Origin of the sequence: Fluviispira multicolorata (assembly GCF_009208585.1) — a bacterium.
Classification (GTDB): domain Bacteria; phylum Bdellovibrionota_B; class Oligoflexia; order Silvanigrellales; family Silvanigrellaceae; genus Silvanigrella; species Silvanigrella multicolorata.
Genome location: NZ_WFLN01000004.1, coordinates 92,419 through 108,823, shown reverse-complemented (window position 1 = coordinate 108,823; position 16,405 = coordinate 92,419). Strand labels below are relative to the sequence as shown.

At 29.8% G+C, this 16,405-nt stretch carries 17 protein-coding genes; 6 read left to right on the top strand and 11 right to left on the bottom strand.

Annotated elements, in window-relative coordinates; genetic code table 11:
* Nucleotides 1-33 precede the first annotated feature (33 nt).
* From GCL57_RS00565 to GCL57_RS00540, 6 genes are read right to left on the bottom strand one after another with little or no spacing between them, the layout of a single operon-like run.
* A complete protein-coding gene (locus GCL57_RS00565) occupies nt 34-1,032 on the bottom strand; it encodes a hypothetical protein (RefSeq protein WP_152211310.1) in 999 nt (332 codons plus the stop codon).
* Entirely contained in the window at nt 1,019-2,176 is a 1,158-nt protein-coding gene (locus GCL57_RS00560) for a hypothetical protein (RefSeq protein WP_152211309.1), read from the bottom strand. Before GCL57_RS00560 ends, GCL57_RS00565 begins: the two co-directional genes overlap by 14 nt.
* Nucleotides 2,177-2,183: 7 nt before the next feature.
* Nucleotides 2,184-2,939, bottom strand: a complete 756-nt coding sequence (locus GCL57_RS00555; RefSeq protein WP_152211308.1) for a hypothetical protein — start codon at nt 2,937-2,939, stop codon at nt 2,184-2,186.
* A 29-nt stretch (nt 2,940-2,968) separates the two neighbouring features.
* Nucleotides 2,969-3,619: a hypothetical protein gene (locus GCL57_RS00550; protein ID WP_152211307.1), complete on the bottom strand. Its 651-nt coding sequence runs from the start codon at nt 3,617-3,619 to the stop codon at nt 2,969-2,971.
* Complete coding sequence (locus GCL57_RS00545; protein WP_152211306.1) at nt 3,616-4,452, bottom strand: hypothetical protein; 837 nt, start codon at nt 4,450-4,452, stop codon at nt 3,616-3,618. Before GCL57_RS00545 ends, GCL57_RS00550 begins: the two co-directional genes overlap by 4 nt.
* A 7-nt stretch (nt 4,453-4,459) precedes the next feature.
* Nucleotides 4,460-6,331 (bottom strand): pilus assembly protein N-terminal domain-containing protein, encoded by a 1,872-nt coding sequence (locus GCL57_RS00540; protein WP_152211305.1) that lies wholly within the window; start codon nt 6,329-6,331, stop codon nt 4,460-4,462.
* Nucleotides 6,332-6,592: 261 nt separating this feature from the next.
* On the opposite strand from GCL57_RS00540, the gene GCL57_RS00535 reads away from it, so the two are divergent.
* The 6 genes from GCL57_RS00535 to GCL57_RS00510 all read left to right on the top strand — a co-directional run bounded on the left by GCL57_RS00535 (nt 6,593) and on the right by GCL57_RS00510 (nt 11,246).
* On the top strand, nt 6,593-6,886 hold the full coding sequence (locus GCL57_RS00535; RefSeq protein WP_211363196.1) for a Flp family type IVb pilin: 294 nt from the start codon (nt 6,593-6,595) through the stop codon (nt 6,884-6,886).
* 24 nt (nt 6,887-6,910) lie between these two features.
* Nucleotides 6,911-7,738, top strand: a complete 828-nt coding sequence (gene cpaB, locus GCL57_RS00530) for a Flp pilus assembly protein CpaB (protein ID WP_152211304.1) — start codon at nt 6,911-6,913, stop codon at nt 7,736-7,738.
* A 63-nt stretch (nt 7,739-7,801) separates the two neighbouring features.
* Nucleotides 7,802-9,364 (top strand): TadA family conjugal transfer-associated ATPase, encoded by a 1,563-nt coding sequence (locus GCL57_RS00525; protein ID WP_161597518.1) that lies wholly within the window; start codon nt 7,802-7,804, stop codon nt 9,362-9,364.
* Nucleotides 9,361-10,104: a type II secretion system F family protein gene (locus tag GCL57_RS00520; protein WP_152211302.1), complete on the top strand. Its 744-nt coding sequence runs from the start codon at nt 9,361-9,363 to the stop codon at nt 10,102-10,104. Before GCL57_RS00525 ends, GCL57_RS00520 begins: the two co-directional genes overlap by 4 nt.
* On the top strand, nt 10,097-10,729 hold the full coding sequence (locus tag GCL57_RS00515; RefSeq protein ID WP_152211301.1) for a type II secretion system F family protein: 633 nt from the start codon (nt 10,097-10,099) through the stop codon (nt 10,727-10,729). The genes GCL57_RS00520 and GCL57_RS00515 overlap by 8 nt, the downstream gene beginning before the upstream one ends.
* A 22-nt stretch (nt 10,730-10,751) precedes the next feature.
* A complete protein-coding gene (locus GCL57_RS00510; RefSeq protein WP_152211300.1) occupies nt 10,752-11,246 on the top strand; it encodes a MarR family winged helix-turn-helix transcriptional regulator in 495 nt (164 codons plus the stop codon).
* Here the strand turns inward: GCL57_RS00510 and GCL57_RS00505 are convergent.
* From GCL57_RS00505 to GCL57_RS00485, 5 genes are all read right to left on the bottom strand, one after another.
* A complete protein-coding gene (locus GCL57_RS00505; protein ID WP_152211299.1) occupies nt 11,243-12,274 on the bottom strand; it encodes an ROK family protein in 1,032 nt (343 codons plus the stop codon). The genes GCL57_RS00510 and GCL57_RS00505 overlap by 4 nt on opposite strands.
* 133 nt (nt 12,275-12,407) lie before the next feature.
* A complete protein-coding gene (locus GCL57_RS00500; RefSeq protein ID WP_152211298.1) occupies nt 12,408-13,556 on the bottom strand; it encodes an FUSC family protein in 1,149 nt (382 codons plus the stop codon).
* The gene (locus GCL57_RS00495; protein ID WP_152211297.1) at nt 13,522-14,613 is read right to left on the bottom strand and encodes a hypothetical protein; all 1,092 of its coding nucleotides are present in this window, start codon (nt 14,611-14,613) and stop codon (nt 13,522-13,524) included. Before GCL57_RS00495 ends, GCL57_RS00500 begins: the two co-directional genes overlap by 35 nt.
* Nucleotides 14,606-15,250 carry an orotate phosphoribosyltransferase gene (locus tag GCL57_RS00490; RefSeq protein WP_152211296.1) on the bottom strand — a complete coding sequence of 215 codons (645 nt, stop codon included), beginning with the start codon at nt 15,248-15,250 and terminating at the stop codon, nt 14,606-14,608. The genes GCL57_RS00495 and GCL57_RS00490 overlap by 8 nt, the downstream gene beginning before the upstream one ends.
* An 11-nt stretch (nt 15,251-15,261) precedes the next feature.
* Nucleotides 15,262-16,404 (bottom strand): beta/alpha barrel domain-containing protein, encoded by a 1,143-nt coding sequence (locus tag GCL57_RS00485; RefSeq protein WP_152211295.1) that lies wholly within the window; start codon nt 16,402-16,404, stop codon nt 15,262-15,264.
* Nucleotide 16,405: the final 1 nt, after the last annotated feature.

Below are 16,405 nucleotides of genomic sequence, written 5' to 3'. Positions count from 1 at the left end.
TCCAAGCAAGTTTTTTCACTTTTTTTTGAGTGCTTAGTTAATGATCAAAAAATGCTTTCTAAAAGCAATTTCCTGGTCATTTATGATCAAAGAATAAGCAGAAATTGCTTTTTGCACACTCCATTGCCCTGACTTTATGCTCCTATTAAGAGCAGGGCACAGAGGGGAAGGCTGCTTAGCCGCAATTGAGGCTATGAGAGAAGCTCCATTGGCAGCCAGACACACAGGCATAGCAACTGTACTTCCTGTACATTTGAGGGAACTTTCAAAAAAACAAGCACTAATCTGCAAATTTGCAGAATCTTTAGCTGCTCTTGAAAATTTATTACCAACAGATTGCAAGCGGCACTGAGGACGAAAGGGTTCAAGAAAGCAATTGACGTTAAAGGCACCCTCTCTTGAGTTGAATAATGAGGCAATATTTTTATTAAACTCTAACCCTTGTGAGCTCACAAGAAACCCGTGTACACTTCGGACAACTTCTTGATTTCTTTTAAACCATGAAAAATCGGCATAAGGATAAAAAAGAGAGAAACCAATCTTATTTTGTTCAATGGAACCAAGCTTATCTGGAATTGGGGAAAGAACTCTTTGATAACCACTTTCCTGCGCACAGGTCTTCAAATTAAATTCACCACCCTGCTGAGCCATAATATTATAGATCGCATTAAAAGAGCAGCCTTCTGATAAAATTTGAGCAGAAACCTCACGCACAGGCTGATTTTCGATGAAAACACCCTCCTGTAAATCAACACTTTCAGTAAAAAAACGGCTGGAGTTAAGCGAATTATCCGCAATCATTTCTAAGAGGAGATTTTTATCGTCTTTATTATTTGCCCAATGAGCAAGCTGCCTTTCTTCTAACTCAAAATGTCCTTCAGAAAGGGAAAGAATAAAATGAGTATTTTCATCTTGAAATGAACGACTTTGTTGTTGAAAAACAACAATAATAGATCCTAATAAAATAAAAAAAAGAGGAACAACCATAACACACTCAAGCAAAGATTGACCTTTTGAACTAAAAATATTCATTTTTTCCTTCTTCTTGAGTTACAAAGGCTGCCCAATGAGGTGTAAAAAAAGATTTATAGAAGAGTTCCCTAGAAAGAAGACATGTTGCTTCCTTTTTCCAATCTTTTTCCTGTAAGAAATCACCTTGCCAGCTTGATTTCCCAGAACACACAAAATATGGATGCGAAATTCGCACATAAATATTTTTAGGAACACTTTGGAGAAAAACATTCTCACTTAAATTGAGAGAACTGAAAAATGGAATCTTAGAAAGATAGTTTGATATTTTAGTAAACTTAGGATTCACTAGAATATCAGAATAATTATCTATATAAAGCTCATTTAAAAAGTTTTTTGCCTGAGAGAAAGAAACAAAATAAACACCAAACTGAGTCGATTTTTTTAAAATCTCTGTCATCTTATTATAATCAAGAAACAAATTAGGTTCCGCATCAGATAAAAATGGCAGAATTTTATTCACCACTCTATAGGAACTATTATAATGAGAAAGCTGGCATTCATCTTGATCTATATAAAAATTATAAAGATTTTCAAGCAAAGGAATATTAAAAAAACCTGGAAAACCATAATTTTTACTTTGCGAAGCGAGCGCAAGACAAAACACTTCACTGTTAGAGCTTTGCATAAAATATTTTTTTATATTTTGGGGAAGTGAGTTAATAATTTTTTCATTCTTTTCTGCTAAAGATATTGCTATATAAAGACCTCTTGCTGATTTCAAGCGATAAGTTTTAAAAGCATTGTTGACATATTTTTCACTTTCCATAGACAATGCATTTTTTTTCCCTATATTTTCAAATTTATCATTTGAAGAATTTTTATTTATAAAACCATAAGTCAACCAATAGGGTTGAAAATATGAAACATACAAACCTATTTCAGTAGATTCAGCAAAAGCATTTTGCGCAACACTCAAAGCACTTAAAATATATTGATTATTAATAGATAATTGATTTATTTTATTTGCAACGAAAGAATTTTCTTTTATTCTATATTCACGTTCTTTATTGATATTTGAGTATACTCTATAAAATGATTCTGAAATGAAAAGAAAAAAAGCAACACATAACATAGAAAATACAAGAAATATAAGTCCACTGATCAGAGCTTGTCCATGTTGGTTTTTCAATTTTAAAACTTTCATATTTAAATTAGTTTACCTCTTCTGATTTAAAAAAATATGGAGTTAAATTTTGATCATTAATAAAAATTTTTGTTTCCTTTATAATATTATCTTCTAAGCCTATTACACTACGAGGTAGAGCAAAGCCTTTTTCATAAATTTGAGTTGAAGCTGGCCAAGGAGCATAGCTTGATGAACGTATGCGAAACCAGAAAAGCTGATTTAAAAAGTTTGTATTTGAAAATTGACCTAAACAATTTCTTTTTTTTTGTGATTCTCTGCCTATTTTTACTTCCTCACTATTTTTAGAATTGTTAAAAAAACTTGCAAATAAAACAGGCAAACAAGTATTTACCTTCATATAAACTCCAGAAGGATTTGGCTTAGCTGTAAAAATAAAATCGATCCGAATTAAAAAATTATACTGAGGGAGTGCATATACTACAGATTGAGAAGAATTTTTTTCATTTGCAAATGAAATGCGAGATGTAGGAAACAATGATAAAACTTTCCGAAAACTATTTTTTATTTCATTTTCATAACTTACATTATCTAAAGAAGAATTAACTGAGTTTTGCGAAATAATTCCAGCTCGCTTTAAAGCCAATTCACTATGTGAAATCTGTAAAGTAAGATCAGAAACAACTGAGTGAAGCACAGCTTTAAATGCTAAAAGACGAACTATTTCTATAATAGAAAATGCACATAAAAACAGTATTAAGTTCGCAACCAATCCTTCAAGTAAAACTTGGCCTTTTTGAGAGCGCATAATAAATTGATTCATTTTTAAACTCATAACTCCCTATTATAATTTTACTTTTTTAATTGCAAGAAAATTTCGATATCAGGATCACTCACAAAATATTCTACTTTTGGCACTTTATTCTTGGTATTTTCTTTGCTTTTTATTATTTTTTCTTTTGAATAAATGATTGATTTTTGTGTATTTAAACTTTCAAGAATATTTTTTTCAATAGATATATTTTTAATTATTTTTTTATATCCTGCATAAATATTTTTTTTTGATTCATATTTTATTTTATATGAATCACTCTCTAGAGAGATATATTGTCTTTGAATAAATGACATAATAAATAATAAAATTATAATTATTTTTTTATTATTTATTATAATAAATTTATAAAAACCTGCATTAAGTATTTTCAATACTCCAAATTGAAATTGATTTTCAACAAATCTAAAAATACTTGTTGATAGAAGAGGAAAAATAATTTGATTTTCTTTCGAAAATAAAAAATAAAATTCATTATTCTTATTTAAAAATACATAGTAATCAGAATTGAATAAAAAAACCTCATTTAACTCTATTACAGATTTTTTATCATTTTCATTCACAAGAAATTCTGTGTTAGAAAGTATACTAAATGAAATTTTATTCTCAATTTCTTTGACTGAATAAAAACTATTATTTTTAATTTCAAGGATATAAATATCTGAACTCAATTATTTTCTCCAATAAATTCATTTAAATAATTACAATAATCATTTTTATTTTTAGATCTATTTAATAATTCATTTTCAGAAAAAATAGCGAAAAAATCATTTCTAAATTTATCTTTTATATTAGAAGATTCAAAAATTAAAATCTCATCTTTTTCAGTAATATGAAATATACTTAATCCTTTTTTTGAGCAGTACTCAACAGGATTTTTTATAAATGACTCTTCTCCCTTTACAGTTAAAATTCTTGAATAAGAAACAGCTAAAAATCCATTGTATATTTCTATATTTTTATTTTTATAATACAATGGAAGTACTTTAAAATCAGTGATACCTCGAATACTCGGTATTTTTTCATGGATAAAAAAGTTTTTTCTATGTGCCACTTTTTGTGCAATTTTACTTTTTATAAAGTAATTTTTCCAAGTAAAAATACTTTCATTTTGAATATTATTTGCAAATAAATTATATGTTTTTTCTTCAATCATTCCCAAATCAAATATGAAAAAAGAAAATAATATTAGCAACGTCAAGGATATTACTCTTTTCAGTTTATTTTTTTTCAGTTTATTTTTAAAAAAATAAACTATATTAATAATTTTAGTTATCAAAAGAAAGATAAATTCTTTTAAAAATTTATTATTAAAAACAAAGCGATAGTCCATGAATTGGCTCGAAGAGTGAGGTATTTCAAGAGCAATAAAAATATATTTTTTGTTTAATACTATTTTATTCTCATTCATATTTAAAATAAGTGCTCTTAAAATGCTGCTTTCCGAAACTGGAGATAAGCTAAAATGAAAAATACCGCTTTCCCGCTCCATAATTAGATACATTTTATCCTCAATCTAATAGGCTTCCATTTAAGTTCTTCTTAAAAGCATCTGCTTTCATATTAAGAAAATTTTTAACTCCAAGATTTTCTTCTTCTAAATCACTTCTTAAAGCAGATACAGCAATCCACAATTCGGATTCTTCATCATTAAATTTCCTACTTTTAAAGAGTTCACCGAGAATAGGAATACTGCCAAGGAAAGGGTATTTTTCAATATTTTTTGTATTTTTTGCCTGCACTAAACCACTTAAAAGAGCTAGGTTTTTATCCTTTAAAATTATATTTGTACTCACTTTGCGTTTTGTAAACCCAGGAATATTTTGACTTGAATAGAGTTCTGAAATATCACTTACCTCTAAATCAAGTTTTAACCAAATACTTCCATCCGATTGCACACGAGGAAGAACATTAAAAATTATGCCAAATGGTTTAAATGTGACGGATGAGCTTTGATTATTTTGAGAGTTTTGAGTTGTTACAATAGGAACTTCTCCTCCCGCTAAAAAAGAAGCCTTTTCTCCGGAACGAGAAATTACAACAGGCTGAGCGAGATTGCGTACAAAAGATCTTTCTTCAAGTGCTTTTATTAAAAATTGAAGAGGGGCAATTTGCAAAATAGGTTCACTTAATGCTGAACCAACAAGTGACGGAGAAAAATTGAGTGAAGTCGCAATAGGAGCTCGTGTTCCAGGAGCCTGAACACCACCTCCTATTCCTTCCTTTTTTCCAACTTCAAGAAATTCTAAATTAATTTGTACAACACTGCTATCACCCGTAAAATGACTGGTTGCATCGACTAAATTTGGTAATATTGCATTTAAAAAAATCCAAGATCTATGCTTACCAACGGGGGATGAAGACACTCCTGTTAAAGAATAAATGCCTCCTTTACTGATAATTGTTAAATTTTTTTCACCCATTATTCTTAAATCTGACTGTAAAGAATGAATAACTCCTTCTTCTATTTCAGGAGAAATAAGATAGCTTGGAAAGAATAATTTTCCATTTGTCCCAACAGCTTTAACAATTGTTCGGAAATCTTCATATCTTTTTATATTACCAAGCAATATGATTTTTCCATTTTTAATAACTAATTTTAAACCTCGTATTTTTTTGAGATATGTTGTTAAAATATTTAAAGGCAATGAGTTTGAGTTTTGTCCTGAATCATTATTAAAACTGTGCGATTGTGTATTAAAATCTGAATGACCAACCTGTACATTCCAAAAATTTTCTTCTCCTCCCATATAGTTTACCGTAATTGAAGAAAACCCATTTTGTTTTGGAATGATTTTAATTGAATTTGTAAGTCCTATACGCTGAATATCAAGAATATCAGGGTCTGATATCTGAATACTTTGAGGGGGTGATGAAAGCTGAATTACCTTTGTCTTCCCAATATTTATTTTTAAATTCTCATTTGCAAAAGCAGATATAGAAATAATTTTAAAAGTTAAAAATAGCATAATATATATAAAATACTTTAAAAATAGATAAATCATTTTAGCTAATTTATTTTTTATGATTTTCAATTCTTTTAAATAGCTATTTTTAGTAATTTTATTTAGTATTGAAGGATGTATCTCTGCAGTATAAAAACTCCCCTTAGGAGCAATAAAGAGACAATTTTTTGGTACAACTTTGGGAGAACATAAAAGCGCTCCCTTTTTATTAAAGCATATTACACCAATAGGAAAAGTCATTCCAAAAGTATGAAATAAACGTTTTTTCTTATAAAGAAGACCTTCATTTAGAGAAAGAGAAATATGATTTAATAAGCCAGTCATAGATGCTTGAATTCCAATTGGAGTTTTTAAATTCACTTGATTCTCATTAATTTTTAATGCGTTTTGCTCAAATTCTGTTATTAGTTTGATCACACTGCAACCCTCAATTACTGTTTTCTACAGAGTTTTTTATGCTTAAACTGATCTTTAAATACTAAAGATAGTATTCTGATTTATGTTTTTCATAAAACTCCTTATTTTATTACTAAAAATAATATTAGTATTTTTAGATAATATATTTTTCAATGCTTTCAATACTTAATCCACAGATTAAAATCTGTATTTTAAAGAAAAAGTAAATTTTAAAGAAAATATTGTTGTTTTAAACACGCTATTACTTAAAGGATGACAAATATGCATTTGAAAATAATGAAGTCAGAAAAAGGTCAAGGGCTAACAGAATATGCTATTATTCTGAGTCTTATTGCAGTTGCTTCCATTGCTGCAACGGCATTTTTTGGTGGTGCTATAAAAGCAAAGATAGCTTCCCTTGCTGGAGCAATTGCAGGACAAAGCATTGATAAAATCAATGCATCCGAAAAAAATGCTACCATGGCTGCAGAAAAAGCACAAAAAAATGCTTCAGAAGTCACTGGCAATACCTCAATTAAAAAAGATGAAGATATCTTTGATAAAGAAAATCTTTAAATAACTCGAAAATTAATATTCAATATGAAAAATACAAATCTATTATGGAATGATCTAAAAGAAAATCCACAAAAAAATGTCAATAATTCTGATAATAAGTCACAATTATTTTTAACTATTCTGCTCGCAATTTTAACAACTGCCATTCAATATTTACTTTTTTACGTCTTTACAAGTGAAGACAGTATAAAAATAAATCGAAATAAGTACGCGGTTGCCGTAGCAAAGAAAAATATTTCAAAAGGACATATTGTGGGTGATGATAATATAAAATTCGTTTATTTAGATCTTGGAGAAAATAAAGATCATTTTATACTTAGTTCTGAATTTGAAAGCATCCGAGGTAAAACCATCCTCACATATGTCAATGAAAATACGCCACTCGTAAAGAATTTATTTCATTCCATTTCTCAAACAGCCACTCTCCCTGAAAAAATTCCTTTCGGAAAAAGACTTTTTGTATTAGAGGTCGAACAAAATTCACTTTTAGAGCACCTTCAAATTGGTGATCGCATTGATATCATTGCTCATATACAAATCCCTCAATTTGGCAAGGTCACCGAAACTATTCTTGATGGCATTGAAATTGTTGGAATAGGCACACAAACGAGCAGACAAGGCAAAAGAAATTCGAGTAAATCTTTAAGTCTTTACATTTCTCCAGATGAAGTAAAAATTATTTCTTTTATGAAACAGTATTCATTCTTTTCAGTATCCTTACGCAATCCAAATGATTATTCTTCTAAAAAATCTTCCGCAATGACTTTTAATAAATTTATCGAAGATCCTATTATTAAAAAGATAATAAAGGATGATTCATTTCAAATAATTCAAGGAAAAAGCATTAAATAAATATGAAAAAATAACTTAATAAATTTGAACCTTCCTATTATTAATTAAATGGAGAAAAGCCAAATGAATTGGAGCATAGTTAACAGTTCTAAAAAGAAAATTGCCTATGTTAATGACAGAAGTATATTAACAATTGGAAATACAAATGATTGTGATATTATTTTACCTCATTCAGATAAGAATAAAATATTTAGTCAAATATTTTTGCATGATGGATTTATATTTGAAATAAGGAATAAAATTGTTTCAACTTATTTTCTGAGTAAAAAATTTTATTTTTTAGATAATCAAGTCATTATAAATTTTAAAAATACAGACGGTTTCTTTTTAAATAGTTTGATGCAAAATAAATTTAATTCTTCATGTATTGATCTTTTTCTTTTTCCAAACTTAAAAGAAGAAGATATTAATGAGAGAAATAATATTCATAATAAAATTTATGAGAGCATTACAAAAATTTTCTCCTTAAATCTATTTAAAATTACGCTCTTAGAAGTACAAAATGAACTTTCACAGTATTCTATTTCTCACTTAAATACAAAAAAATATCATTACTTTGATATAGTTAAAACCGCATCTACTTTTTTAGACACTTTTTATTGGAAAGAAAATTCCATATTCGATAAAGAAAATATATATTTATTTAAAAGAATTATTTGGTGTGTCTGTGCACAAATTAATGACTTTGGAATTCTAACACTCCCTTTAATAGATGAAGATATATCTGAAATCTTAGTTAATAATGCACAAAAAACTTATTTTGAGAGCAAGGGACAACTTTCATTATCTCCCATTAAATTTGATCCTCAAAGTTCACTTATGACTCTCATCGAAAGAATTTGCACCGCAGTAGGACGAAAAATTGATGAAAGCACACCCTTTTGTGATGCTCGCTTGCCAAGTGGCGCACGTGTCCACGCAATAATACCACCTCTCTCTTTAAATGGCCCTTGTCTAACTATCCGAAAATTTCCTAAGTTTTCCATTGACATGACTTATCTCATTGAAAATTCTTCTATTACAAAAGAAATAGGAGAGTTTTTAAACGAAATAGTTCTTTCAAAAAAAAATATTCTTATCTCAGGTGGCACAGGTACTGGAAAAACAACTTTTTTAAATTGTCTAAGCTCCTTTATTCCTCAAAATGAACGGATTATCACCATTGAAGACTCGGCTGAACTCCAGCTTCAACAATTACATATTGTGCGCCTTGAAACCCGCATCGAAAACTCTGAAAAGGCAGGAGCTGTAACAATTCGCACTCTGCTTAAAAATGCTCTGCGTATGCGCCCTGATAGAATTATAATTGGTGAATGTAGAGGTGAAGAAGCTCTCGATATGCTGCAAGCAATGAACACAGGTCATGACGGCAGTATGACAACCATCCACGCAAATTCTCCTCGAGATGCTCTGCTTAGACTCGAAACTTTAGTTATGTTTGCTTCACAAAATCTACCATCAACGGCCATTCGAGAGCAAATCAGCACTGCTATTCATTATATTATTCAACTTTCTCGCCTATCGAATGGAAAAAGATGTGTGACATCGATTCATGAGGTTGTAACTCTTTGCGAACAAACAAAAACCTTTTTGACGAAGCCTATTTATGAATTTAACTACAAATGAATTTAACTACAAATGAATTTTACTTAACCGCAATTTTATTTATTTCAAATTTTATGCTTATTTTACAAAAAAATATAGACATAAAAAAAATTTATTTAGCTATTTTTCCAATATTAACTATTTTTTATCCATATGCTAAAAAATTTTATATTCATATTTTGTCAACTCTAAAATTAAAGCAAGAGGAAAAGCGTTTGATTTCAGAAATACCGACCTTAATAGATTTTTTAAGCGCCTACTTAAAAGCGGGTGTACAAATTTCTGAGGCAATGACTTTAGTCGCACAAAAATCGCTCTGGAGCCCCACAATAAAAAGGATCTTATTTATTATTATTAGTTCCTATCAACAAGGAATGTCTTTTCAAGAATCTATAAAAAAAGCCATCGATATAAGAAGCTCTTTACTCGGCAAGAGACATTTAAACTATGTTCTTAACGCAATACAGTTAAGTCACCAGAATGGATCAAATCTTATCCGTACTCTCAATCAAGCTAAAGAAAAAACAAAAAGTAGTATTTTTATAGAACAGAAAATAAAAGTTTTGACTGCACAAATGCAATTGCAAGCGACAATCATTTCTTGTGTTCCCATAATTCTTTTTTTAATAATTTATTATATTTCTCCTTCACACATAACCTTTTTCTTTCATAATAAAATTGGGAATATTTTATTCATTTTAAGTTTAATACTAAATATAATTGGAATATTTTTTCTAAAAAGGATCACAAAAATTGAATGAAAAATTCATAATTTTATTTTCTATTGCTACAAATATTTTAATAGTAAAAAAAATATTAAAGCCACTGCATTCTCATGCCAATTCAAATATAAAAAATCCAAGTAATTGCATAATCAAAGATATGAATTTTTTAAATTTAAACAAAATTATAAAAATTAAAAAAGATAAAAACTTAATCTCTAAATACGCAATTACAGACTTTGTAGATACTTTAATTCTAAATTTACAAGCGGGTCTACCTATTTTTACATCTTTTGAAAGAGCTAGCCATTCGATTAGTGATAAAAAATTAAAAGAAAAATGTAAATTTGTTCTTAAAAAATATTATCTCGGCTCCTCTTTTTTCGAAGCCACTCAAGCTGCCATTCAGCCCAATCTCCATGACGACCTGAGTGAAGTCTTTGAAAATATTAGTCTCTCACTAAAACTTGGGACTTCATTAACTGACAATTTAACGCAGGTAAGTTGTCAGTTAAAAGCGAAGACAAATTCAGAGCTCGAAAAATTAGCAAGCGAAGCATCCGTAAAAATGATCTTTCCACTGGTTTTCTTTATTTTTCCAGTTATATTTATTTTATTAGGCAGTGCATCTATCGAAGACTTTATCAAAACATTAGACAGTTAATTATTAACTGAAAAGGGAATCTATGGAAAATCTAGAAAATACCTCACAAGACAAAGTAAAAGCTCTCCAAAAAATAAGTTCTGAAAACTTATCAACAGAAGCTTTTTTAGAATTTTATTTTATCGACACGATTAATTTGTGGAGAAATAAACTCGGTGAACTTGCTAAAGACTTCGAACTGAGTCGTCTTGAAAGAAGAATACTTGTATACATAGGACGCTATCCAGGTATTCGACAGGCTGACCTTGCTTTTGTTATGGATGTTGAGCCTCAAAGCTTAACGCGCTCTCTTGAAAATATGGAGAATAAAAAGTGGCTTGATAAGCACGATGACTGCAACGACAAAAGAGCTAAAAGTTTACAACTCACCTTCTTAGGAGAAAAAAAATTAGGTGATGCATTGCTTGTCAGTGAACAAATCAGACCAAAAGTTTTAAAAGACGTATCAGAACAAGAAAAAACAATTCTTGCAAAAGTTCTTAAAACCATAAGAAAAAATTTGGAAGGGATTATTTAAAAGTGCAAACAATTTTGTTCTAGTACAACAAGTGCTGCTCCAATTACCCCCGAAGAATCACCCATTTTATGTTTATAAACAGTGACTGGCTCATCTGGTAAATAAGTATTTTCACCTATTTTTCGATCCATACCTTCATAAATAATATTTTGTAAACTCAAGCCCCCACCAAAAACAAAATAATGAGGATCAAGCATACAAGTTAAAGAACCTAAAAATATTGCTAAATTCTTTTTATACTCCTTTACGACAGCAAGCGCTATTGGATCTTGAGCTTTATAAAGTTCAAATATCTCATGAGCTGAAGGACGTTTTTCAATTTGAGAGTAAATTCTGCTATTTAATGAAGCTTCAAGGGCTGGTCCGCATAGGTATTGCTCAGCACAACCCCTCCGGCCACAATAACATGGATAACCATCAGAATAGAGTGTCATGTGTCCAACTTCTCCTGCTCCACCTCTACGACCAGTGACAGCACGACCATTCACAATGAGACCACCACCAAAACCCGATCCTAAAATAAGACCGACAGAAACCTGTTTGTTTACAGGAATTTTTGTTTTTTTAAAGTGCTCTATTCCTGCTCCACAAAGTGTTTCTGCGAGAGCAAAGCAATTAGCATCGTTTTCCGATAAAATAGGAAATGTTACATTGAGTTTAGAACGAAGATCTTTTTGTAAATTATGACCAACTAAAATCATTGTATTACTTGAAGTAACAAGCTCTGATAAAGGATCTACGGGGCCAGGTACACTCAAACCGATTCCAGATAAGGAATGAAGATCAATACATCTTTCAGCACAGACTTCATTCGCAAGTTGCGCCATTTTATCAATGACTTGTTCATAACCATTATGGCGTTCGGTTAATACTCTTTTTTTAAAAAGAATAAACCCTGGAACAATTTCGCCGGTTGATTTTTGAAACTCAAATGAAGAAATATAACTTTCTTCCTTCTTCATTTTACCAAAGTGAAGAAGCATAGCTTCAATTTTTGTCCCACCAATATCGAATCCAATAAGATACATAATATGCTCTCCAACAGAACCAACAAAAATCAGTAAGCTCACCTTGCCATATATATAGCCGTCATATCAACATACAGGCATATAAAATATTTATAGATAAGAAAAGTTTTTTGTCTAAATGACATTTAATTAATTATTTTGAATAATATTCATGCAATTTGTTGATTTCTATATTCATCATCTTAATTTCTTGGAAAAGTCTTTCAAGTAATGAGCGCAACTTAATTTCTTCAAATGAAATTTTCCTTCCTTTACTATTATAAAGATCCTTTGTGATTCTTACTTCTACATCTTGAAAATTCCAATAATCCAACGAATTTATTCGTAACTCTAAAGCATTTTCCTTTGTAAAAGGAAGACGTAGAACCGACTCATTAAAATAGGATTGTATTTTTTGCATTTGCTCTTTAACATAGAGAAATGAATCCATTCTTTTTTCTAATGAACCCACTCTTAATGCATTAAAAACTGTTAACAGAGAGTAATGAATTCTTTCTTGGCAAAGAATAAAAGCTTCATACTCTTTTGAAGGAAAGTTTCTTTTTCCAATTTCATAATATATTTCATAAATTCGATTACGCGCCCCTTGATTTTGTGTGGCAGATAGAACTTTTTGATTATATACTTCATCGTATGTTCTTTTGCCTTCAATCCATTCGATAATATATTGGAATAAAATATCTTTGTCTCTAATAATATTTTTTAAATCACTGTGAAAACTTTTTTTTGCAAAGTTTGGCCAAAGAAAAAATGAGCCTAATGTTCCAAGCAAAGCTCCTAAAGTGACATCTTCAATTCGCAATATTGCGAATGAGATTCCATCAGGATGAACAGTAACATACAACATCATAAGTGCTAAAGTGAAGAAAAAAATTGAATATGTATAAGATTGAACTGTTGTCACACTATTATAAATTGCAAATACTATGGATAACAAAATAATTATAATATAAATCTTAAAATCATTTGGGAAAAGATAGACAATAAGATAAGCAAGCGCACAGCCTAAAACAGTACCAACAAGTCTTTGCTTTGCCTTAATTATTGTTGCACCAAAATTTGCCTGTAGACAAACCAATGCCGTTATCAGTATCCAACCAGGAAACTCCGTCTTCAAAAAAAATTCATCAATTATAACTGCTAAAACACAGATGACACCTGCTCGCCAAGCTTGACGAACCTCTGTTATTTCAAAATTGATCATTGTTTTAAAAAATTCTTTAAAATGCAAATGTCTCAACATTCTTTTACTCATTTCGACAAAGAAATTTAAACTCAGCATTTAATAAACCAATATTATCTTTTAATTGCAAAGCAACGGCAAATAGCTCAGTAAAAAACTCATCATCTACGAAATCGACGTGCACAGCCTCAATCTTTGCAAATTCTTTTTTTACATCTACATTTAGCTTTTCATAAATATTTTTAATATCATCAATCTTAATATTTTTATTGTAAACTAAAAAACTTAATAGAGATTTATTAATTTTATTAAGCGAATAGAAAACATTTCTAACTTGAGTCTCATATTTAAGTGGAATATTTAGAGCTCTTAATTTTATACTTATTCCAATGGTTGTTTCGATAAAACGTTCTTCAAGGGTCGCTAATACATAAAATATATAATAAGTATCTTGTGACTTTCTGCTCTTTTTTCGAAGTTGATCGATTTCGTTTAACATTAATCTTAGGCTTTGAATTCTCAAAAATATTTTTTGTCTTCTTAAAGTCAAGTAATTAGCAGATTCATCGGATTTATTAAAAGTATAATTCTCGACAGATTCAAGATAAAATGCCATCTCCCTCAAAATAGAACGCATTTCATGTAAGCACTCTTTTTTAATGCGTGGACGGAATAAAACCGCACAAATAAAAAAAGAGATTAAAAATGCATAGGTATTCATAACAGCATGTTCCACTGTTATTTGAAAATTATACTGAGCGAATAAAGAATATTGTGGGATTATAAATATCCATATTGAATAAACCGAAGGTATTTTATAGTAAGAAAAAATATGGATAAAAAAAGCTAAGAAAAATGAAAACAAAGCAAGAGTAACATATGATTTAGAATATGCATATGCAATCAAAATAAGAGCTGTTGATATTAAATAAGCAAGAAAAATATTAAACTCAAACCGCCAATAAGGTGATCGCGTACAGGCCTGTGTTAAACTCAATGCACACAAACCTAAAAAAACAAGTTCTTGATTTTTTGTAAAAAAATATAAAATTATGACAGATAAAATTGATAAAGAGCTTCTAACTCCTTGTATAAAAGAGCGATAATCTCTTTCCCAAACAAGTAAGAGTTGTTGAAAAACTGCGTTTTTATTCATCCAATTGAGTTAACCACTCCATTATCAACTTCATTTCATGCCCCGAGATCAGGTTTTTCCCATAAGCGATATCAAAAATTTCAGATGTCTTAAAGAGACTGTATAAAGGTTTATTTTGTAAGGAGAACTTTTCTCCCACTTTTTTGAACTCATGTTGAGATATACTTACAGAAGCTAAAACTTGAAACCCTTCTTTACGAACATACTCACATGCCTGTAAAATACTCCCACCAGTTGTTACCATATCATCTACTACAATGACATAAGCGCCTGCAGGAATGAAGCCCTCTACGACAGAATTTAGACCATAATCCTTTGCTTTACTTCTCACATAAATAAAACCACAATTAAAATATTCTGCTAAAGCATATGCAGGAGCAATACCAGCTGTTGCCGTCCCAGCAAAAACAATATTTTCCGATTGAAATTGTTTTGAAAATTGCTCTCGAAGATATTCACCTAAATTTTTAATAACTTTTTTTCTTAAAGAGGGATGACTGAATATTTTTCTATGATCAATATAAACAGGAGATTCTTTACCACTTGTTAATTTAAACATTGGATTTGTTTTTATTTGAATAACTTTAGCTTCAAAAAAACCTTGTACAATTTCTTGTAACTCTGAGTTTAAGATCATTTTGAATTTCCTTATTTTTCTAATTTTTGAAAAGGTACCCTTAAAAAGGTGGCAATTTCTGAAGCCAACTCAAGATTCCACATCATGCCAGTTGCTGCATGAACCATATCAGCACCACAGGAAAGATATGAGTCAAATTCTTTTTGACTTACAACACCACCTACACCAATAATTCCAAGTTCTTTCTTTGTTATTCCTAATTTCTCTCTCGTTTCACTTATTAAGGAAACCATTTTTTTACCTTGCTCAAATATAAGTGAACCACAAACACCTCCACTTAAAGCTCCGCTCCCTAATGCAGGATAGCCATTTTTCTGTGTAATATTTGCTGAAATTGTATTTATTGCACTTATTGCATCTATTTTTCCTGCACTTTCAGCAAGAAAAATCTTAATTTCTTCTTGATTTAAAACTCCAACTTTAACAACAAGTTTGACCTTTGCTTTTTGCGTCGATAAAATTTGATGAACGTGCTGGATCGTTGCAAGTGCACTCGGTATATCTTTGTATAAAGGAGCATGAGCTTCATTAGGGCAACTTAAATTAAGTTCAAGAATTGAAAATCCACTTAAATTTATACATTTATAAGATAATTCTGAAATATTTAATATATCTTTGAAAAAATAATCTCTTGTTTCTTTAAGAGTTGAGTTTTCATGACGTGACCCTTGGAAACTTAAAGAAACATGATATCCATTTTTTTGCGAATATTCAGAAAGTGAATCAAAATCTTCTTGCCATTTTGAAACAGATTGACTTGGCACACCGAAAGAATTTGAAATAGATATATTTTTATTATTATAATCATCTTTATTAAATACTTCTCCAATTACATTGTTAGACTCATCTGCAAAAAGAGATTTTTTATCTGCCTTAATAGAAAGTATATTAGGCCATTTATTACACTCCCAATATGCTGATCGGACAGTTTTATAGACTGGCATGCAAAAGCCTGCATTTAAAGCTACCTTTACATACTCAGTATTTAAAAGTGGACCAGCCGCTACTCCAAAGGGAATATGGAAAGGAATTCCTAAAAACTCATACTTCGGATAATTTAAATATTGAATTTTTGGAAAATGCTTGTCTTTTAAAAAATTTTTATCGGGTCCATTTTTATAATTCTCTTCATAACTCGCATTAGAATTATACATA

Bases quoted from the DNA above. Each gene is read 5' to 3' on its own strand.
- GCL57_RS00565 (WP_152211310.1), bottom strand. From the start codon at position 1,032: ATGAATATTTTTAGTTCAAAAGGTCAATCTTTGCTTGAGTGTGTTATG.
- GCL57_RS00560 (WP_152211309.1), bottom strand. From the start codon at position 2,176: ATGAAAGTTTTAAAATTGAAAAACCAACATGGACAAGCTCTGATCAGT.
- GCL57_RS00555 (WP_152211308.1), bottom strand. From the start codon at position 2,939: ATGAATCAATTTATTATGCGCTCTCAAAAAGGCCAAGTTTTACTTGAA.
- GCL57_RS00545 (WP_152211306.1), bottom strand. From the start codon at position 4,452: ATGTATCTAATTATGGAGCGGGAAAGCGGTATTTTTCATTTTAGCTTA.
- GCL57_RS00535 (WP_211363196.1), top strand. From the start codon at position 6,593: ATGCATTTGAAAATAATGAAGTCAGAAAAAGGTCAAGGGCTAACAGAA.
- cpaB (WP_152211304.1), top strand. From the start codon at position 6,911: ATGAAAAATACAAATCTATTATGGAATGATCTAAAAGAAAATCCACAA.
- GCL57_RS00525 (WP_161597518.1), top strand. From the start codon at position 7,802: ATGAATTGGAGCATAGTTAACAGTTCTAAAAAGAAAATTGCCTATGTT.
- GCL57_RS00520 (WP_152211302.1), top strand. From the start codon at position 9,361: ATGAATTTAACTACAAATGAATTTTACTTAACCGCAATTTTATTTATT.
- GCL57_RS00510 (WP_152211300.1), top strand. From the start codon at position 10,752: ATGGAAAATCTAGAAAATACCTCACAAGACAAAGTAAAAGCTCTCCAA.
- GCL57_RS00505 (WP_152211299.1), bottom strand. From the start codon at position 12,274: ATGTATCTTATTGGATTCGATATTGGTGGGACAAAAATTGAAGCTATG.
- GCL57_RS00500 (WP_152211298.1), bottom strand. From the start codon at position 13,556: ATGCTGAGTTTAAATTTCTTTGTCGAAATGAGTAAAAGAATGTTGAGA.
- GCL57_RS00495 (WP_152211297.1), bottom strand. From the start codon at position 14,613: ATGAATAAAAACGCAGTTTTTCAACAACTCTTACTTGTTTGGGAAAGA.
- GCL57_RS00490 (WP_152211296.1), bottom strand. From the start codon at position 15,250: ATGATCTTAAACTCAGAGTTACAAGAAATTGTACAAGGTTTTTTTGAA.
- GCL57_RS00485 (WP_152211295.1), bottom strand. From the start codon at position 16,404: ATGTATAATTCTAATGCGAGTTATGAAGAGAATTATAAAAATGGACCC.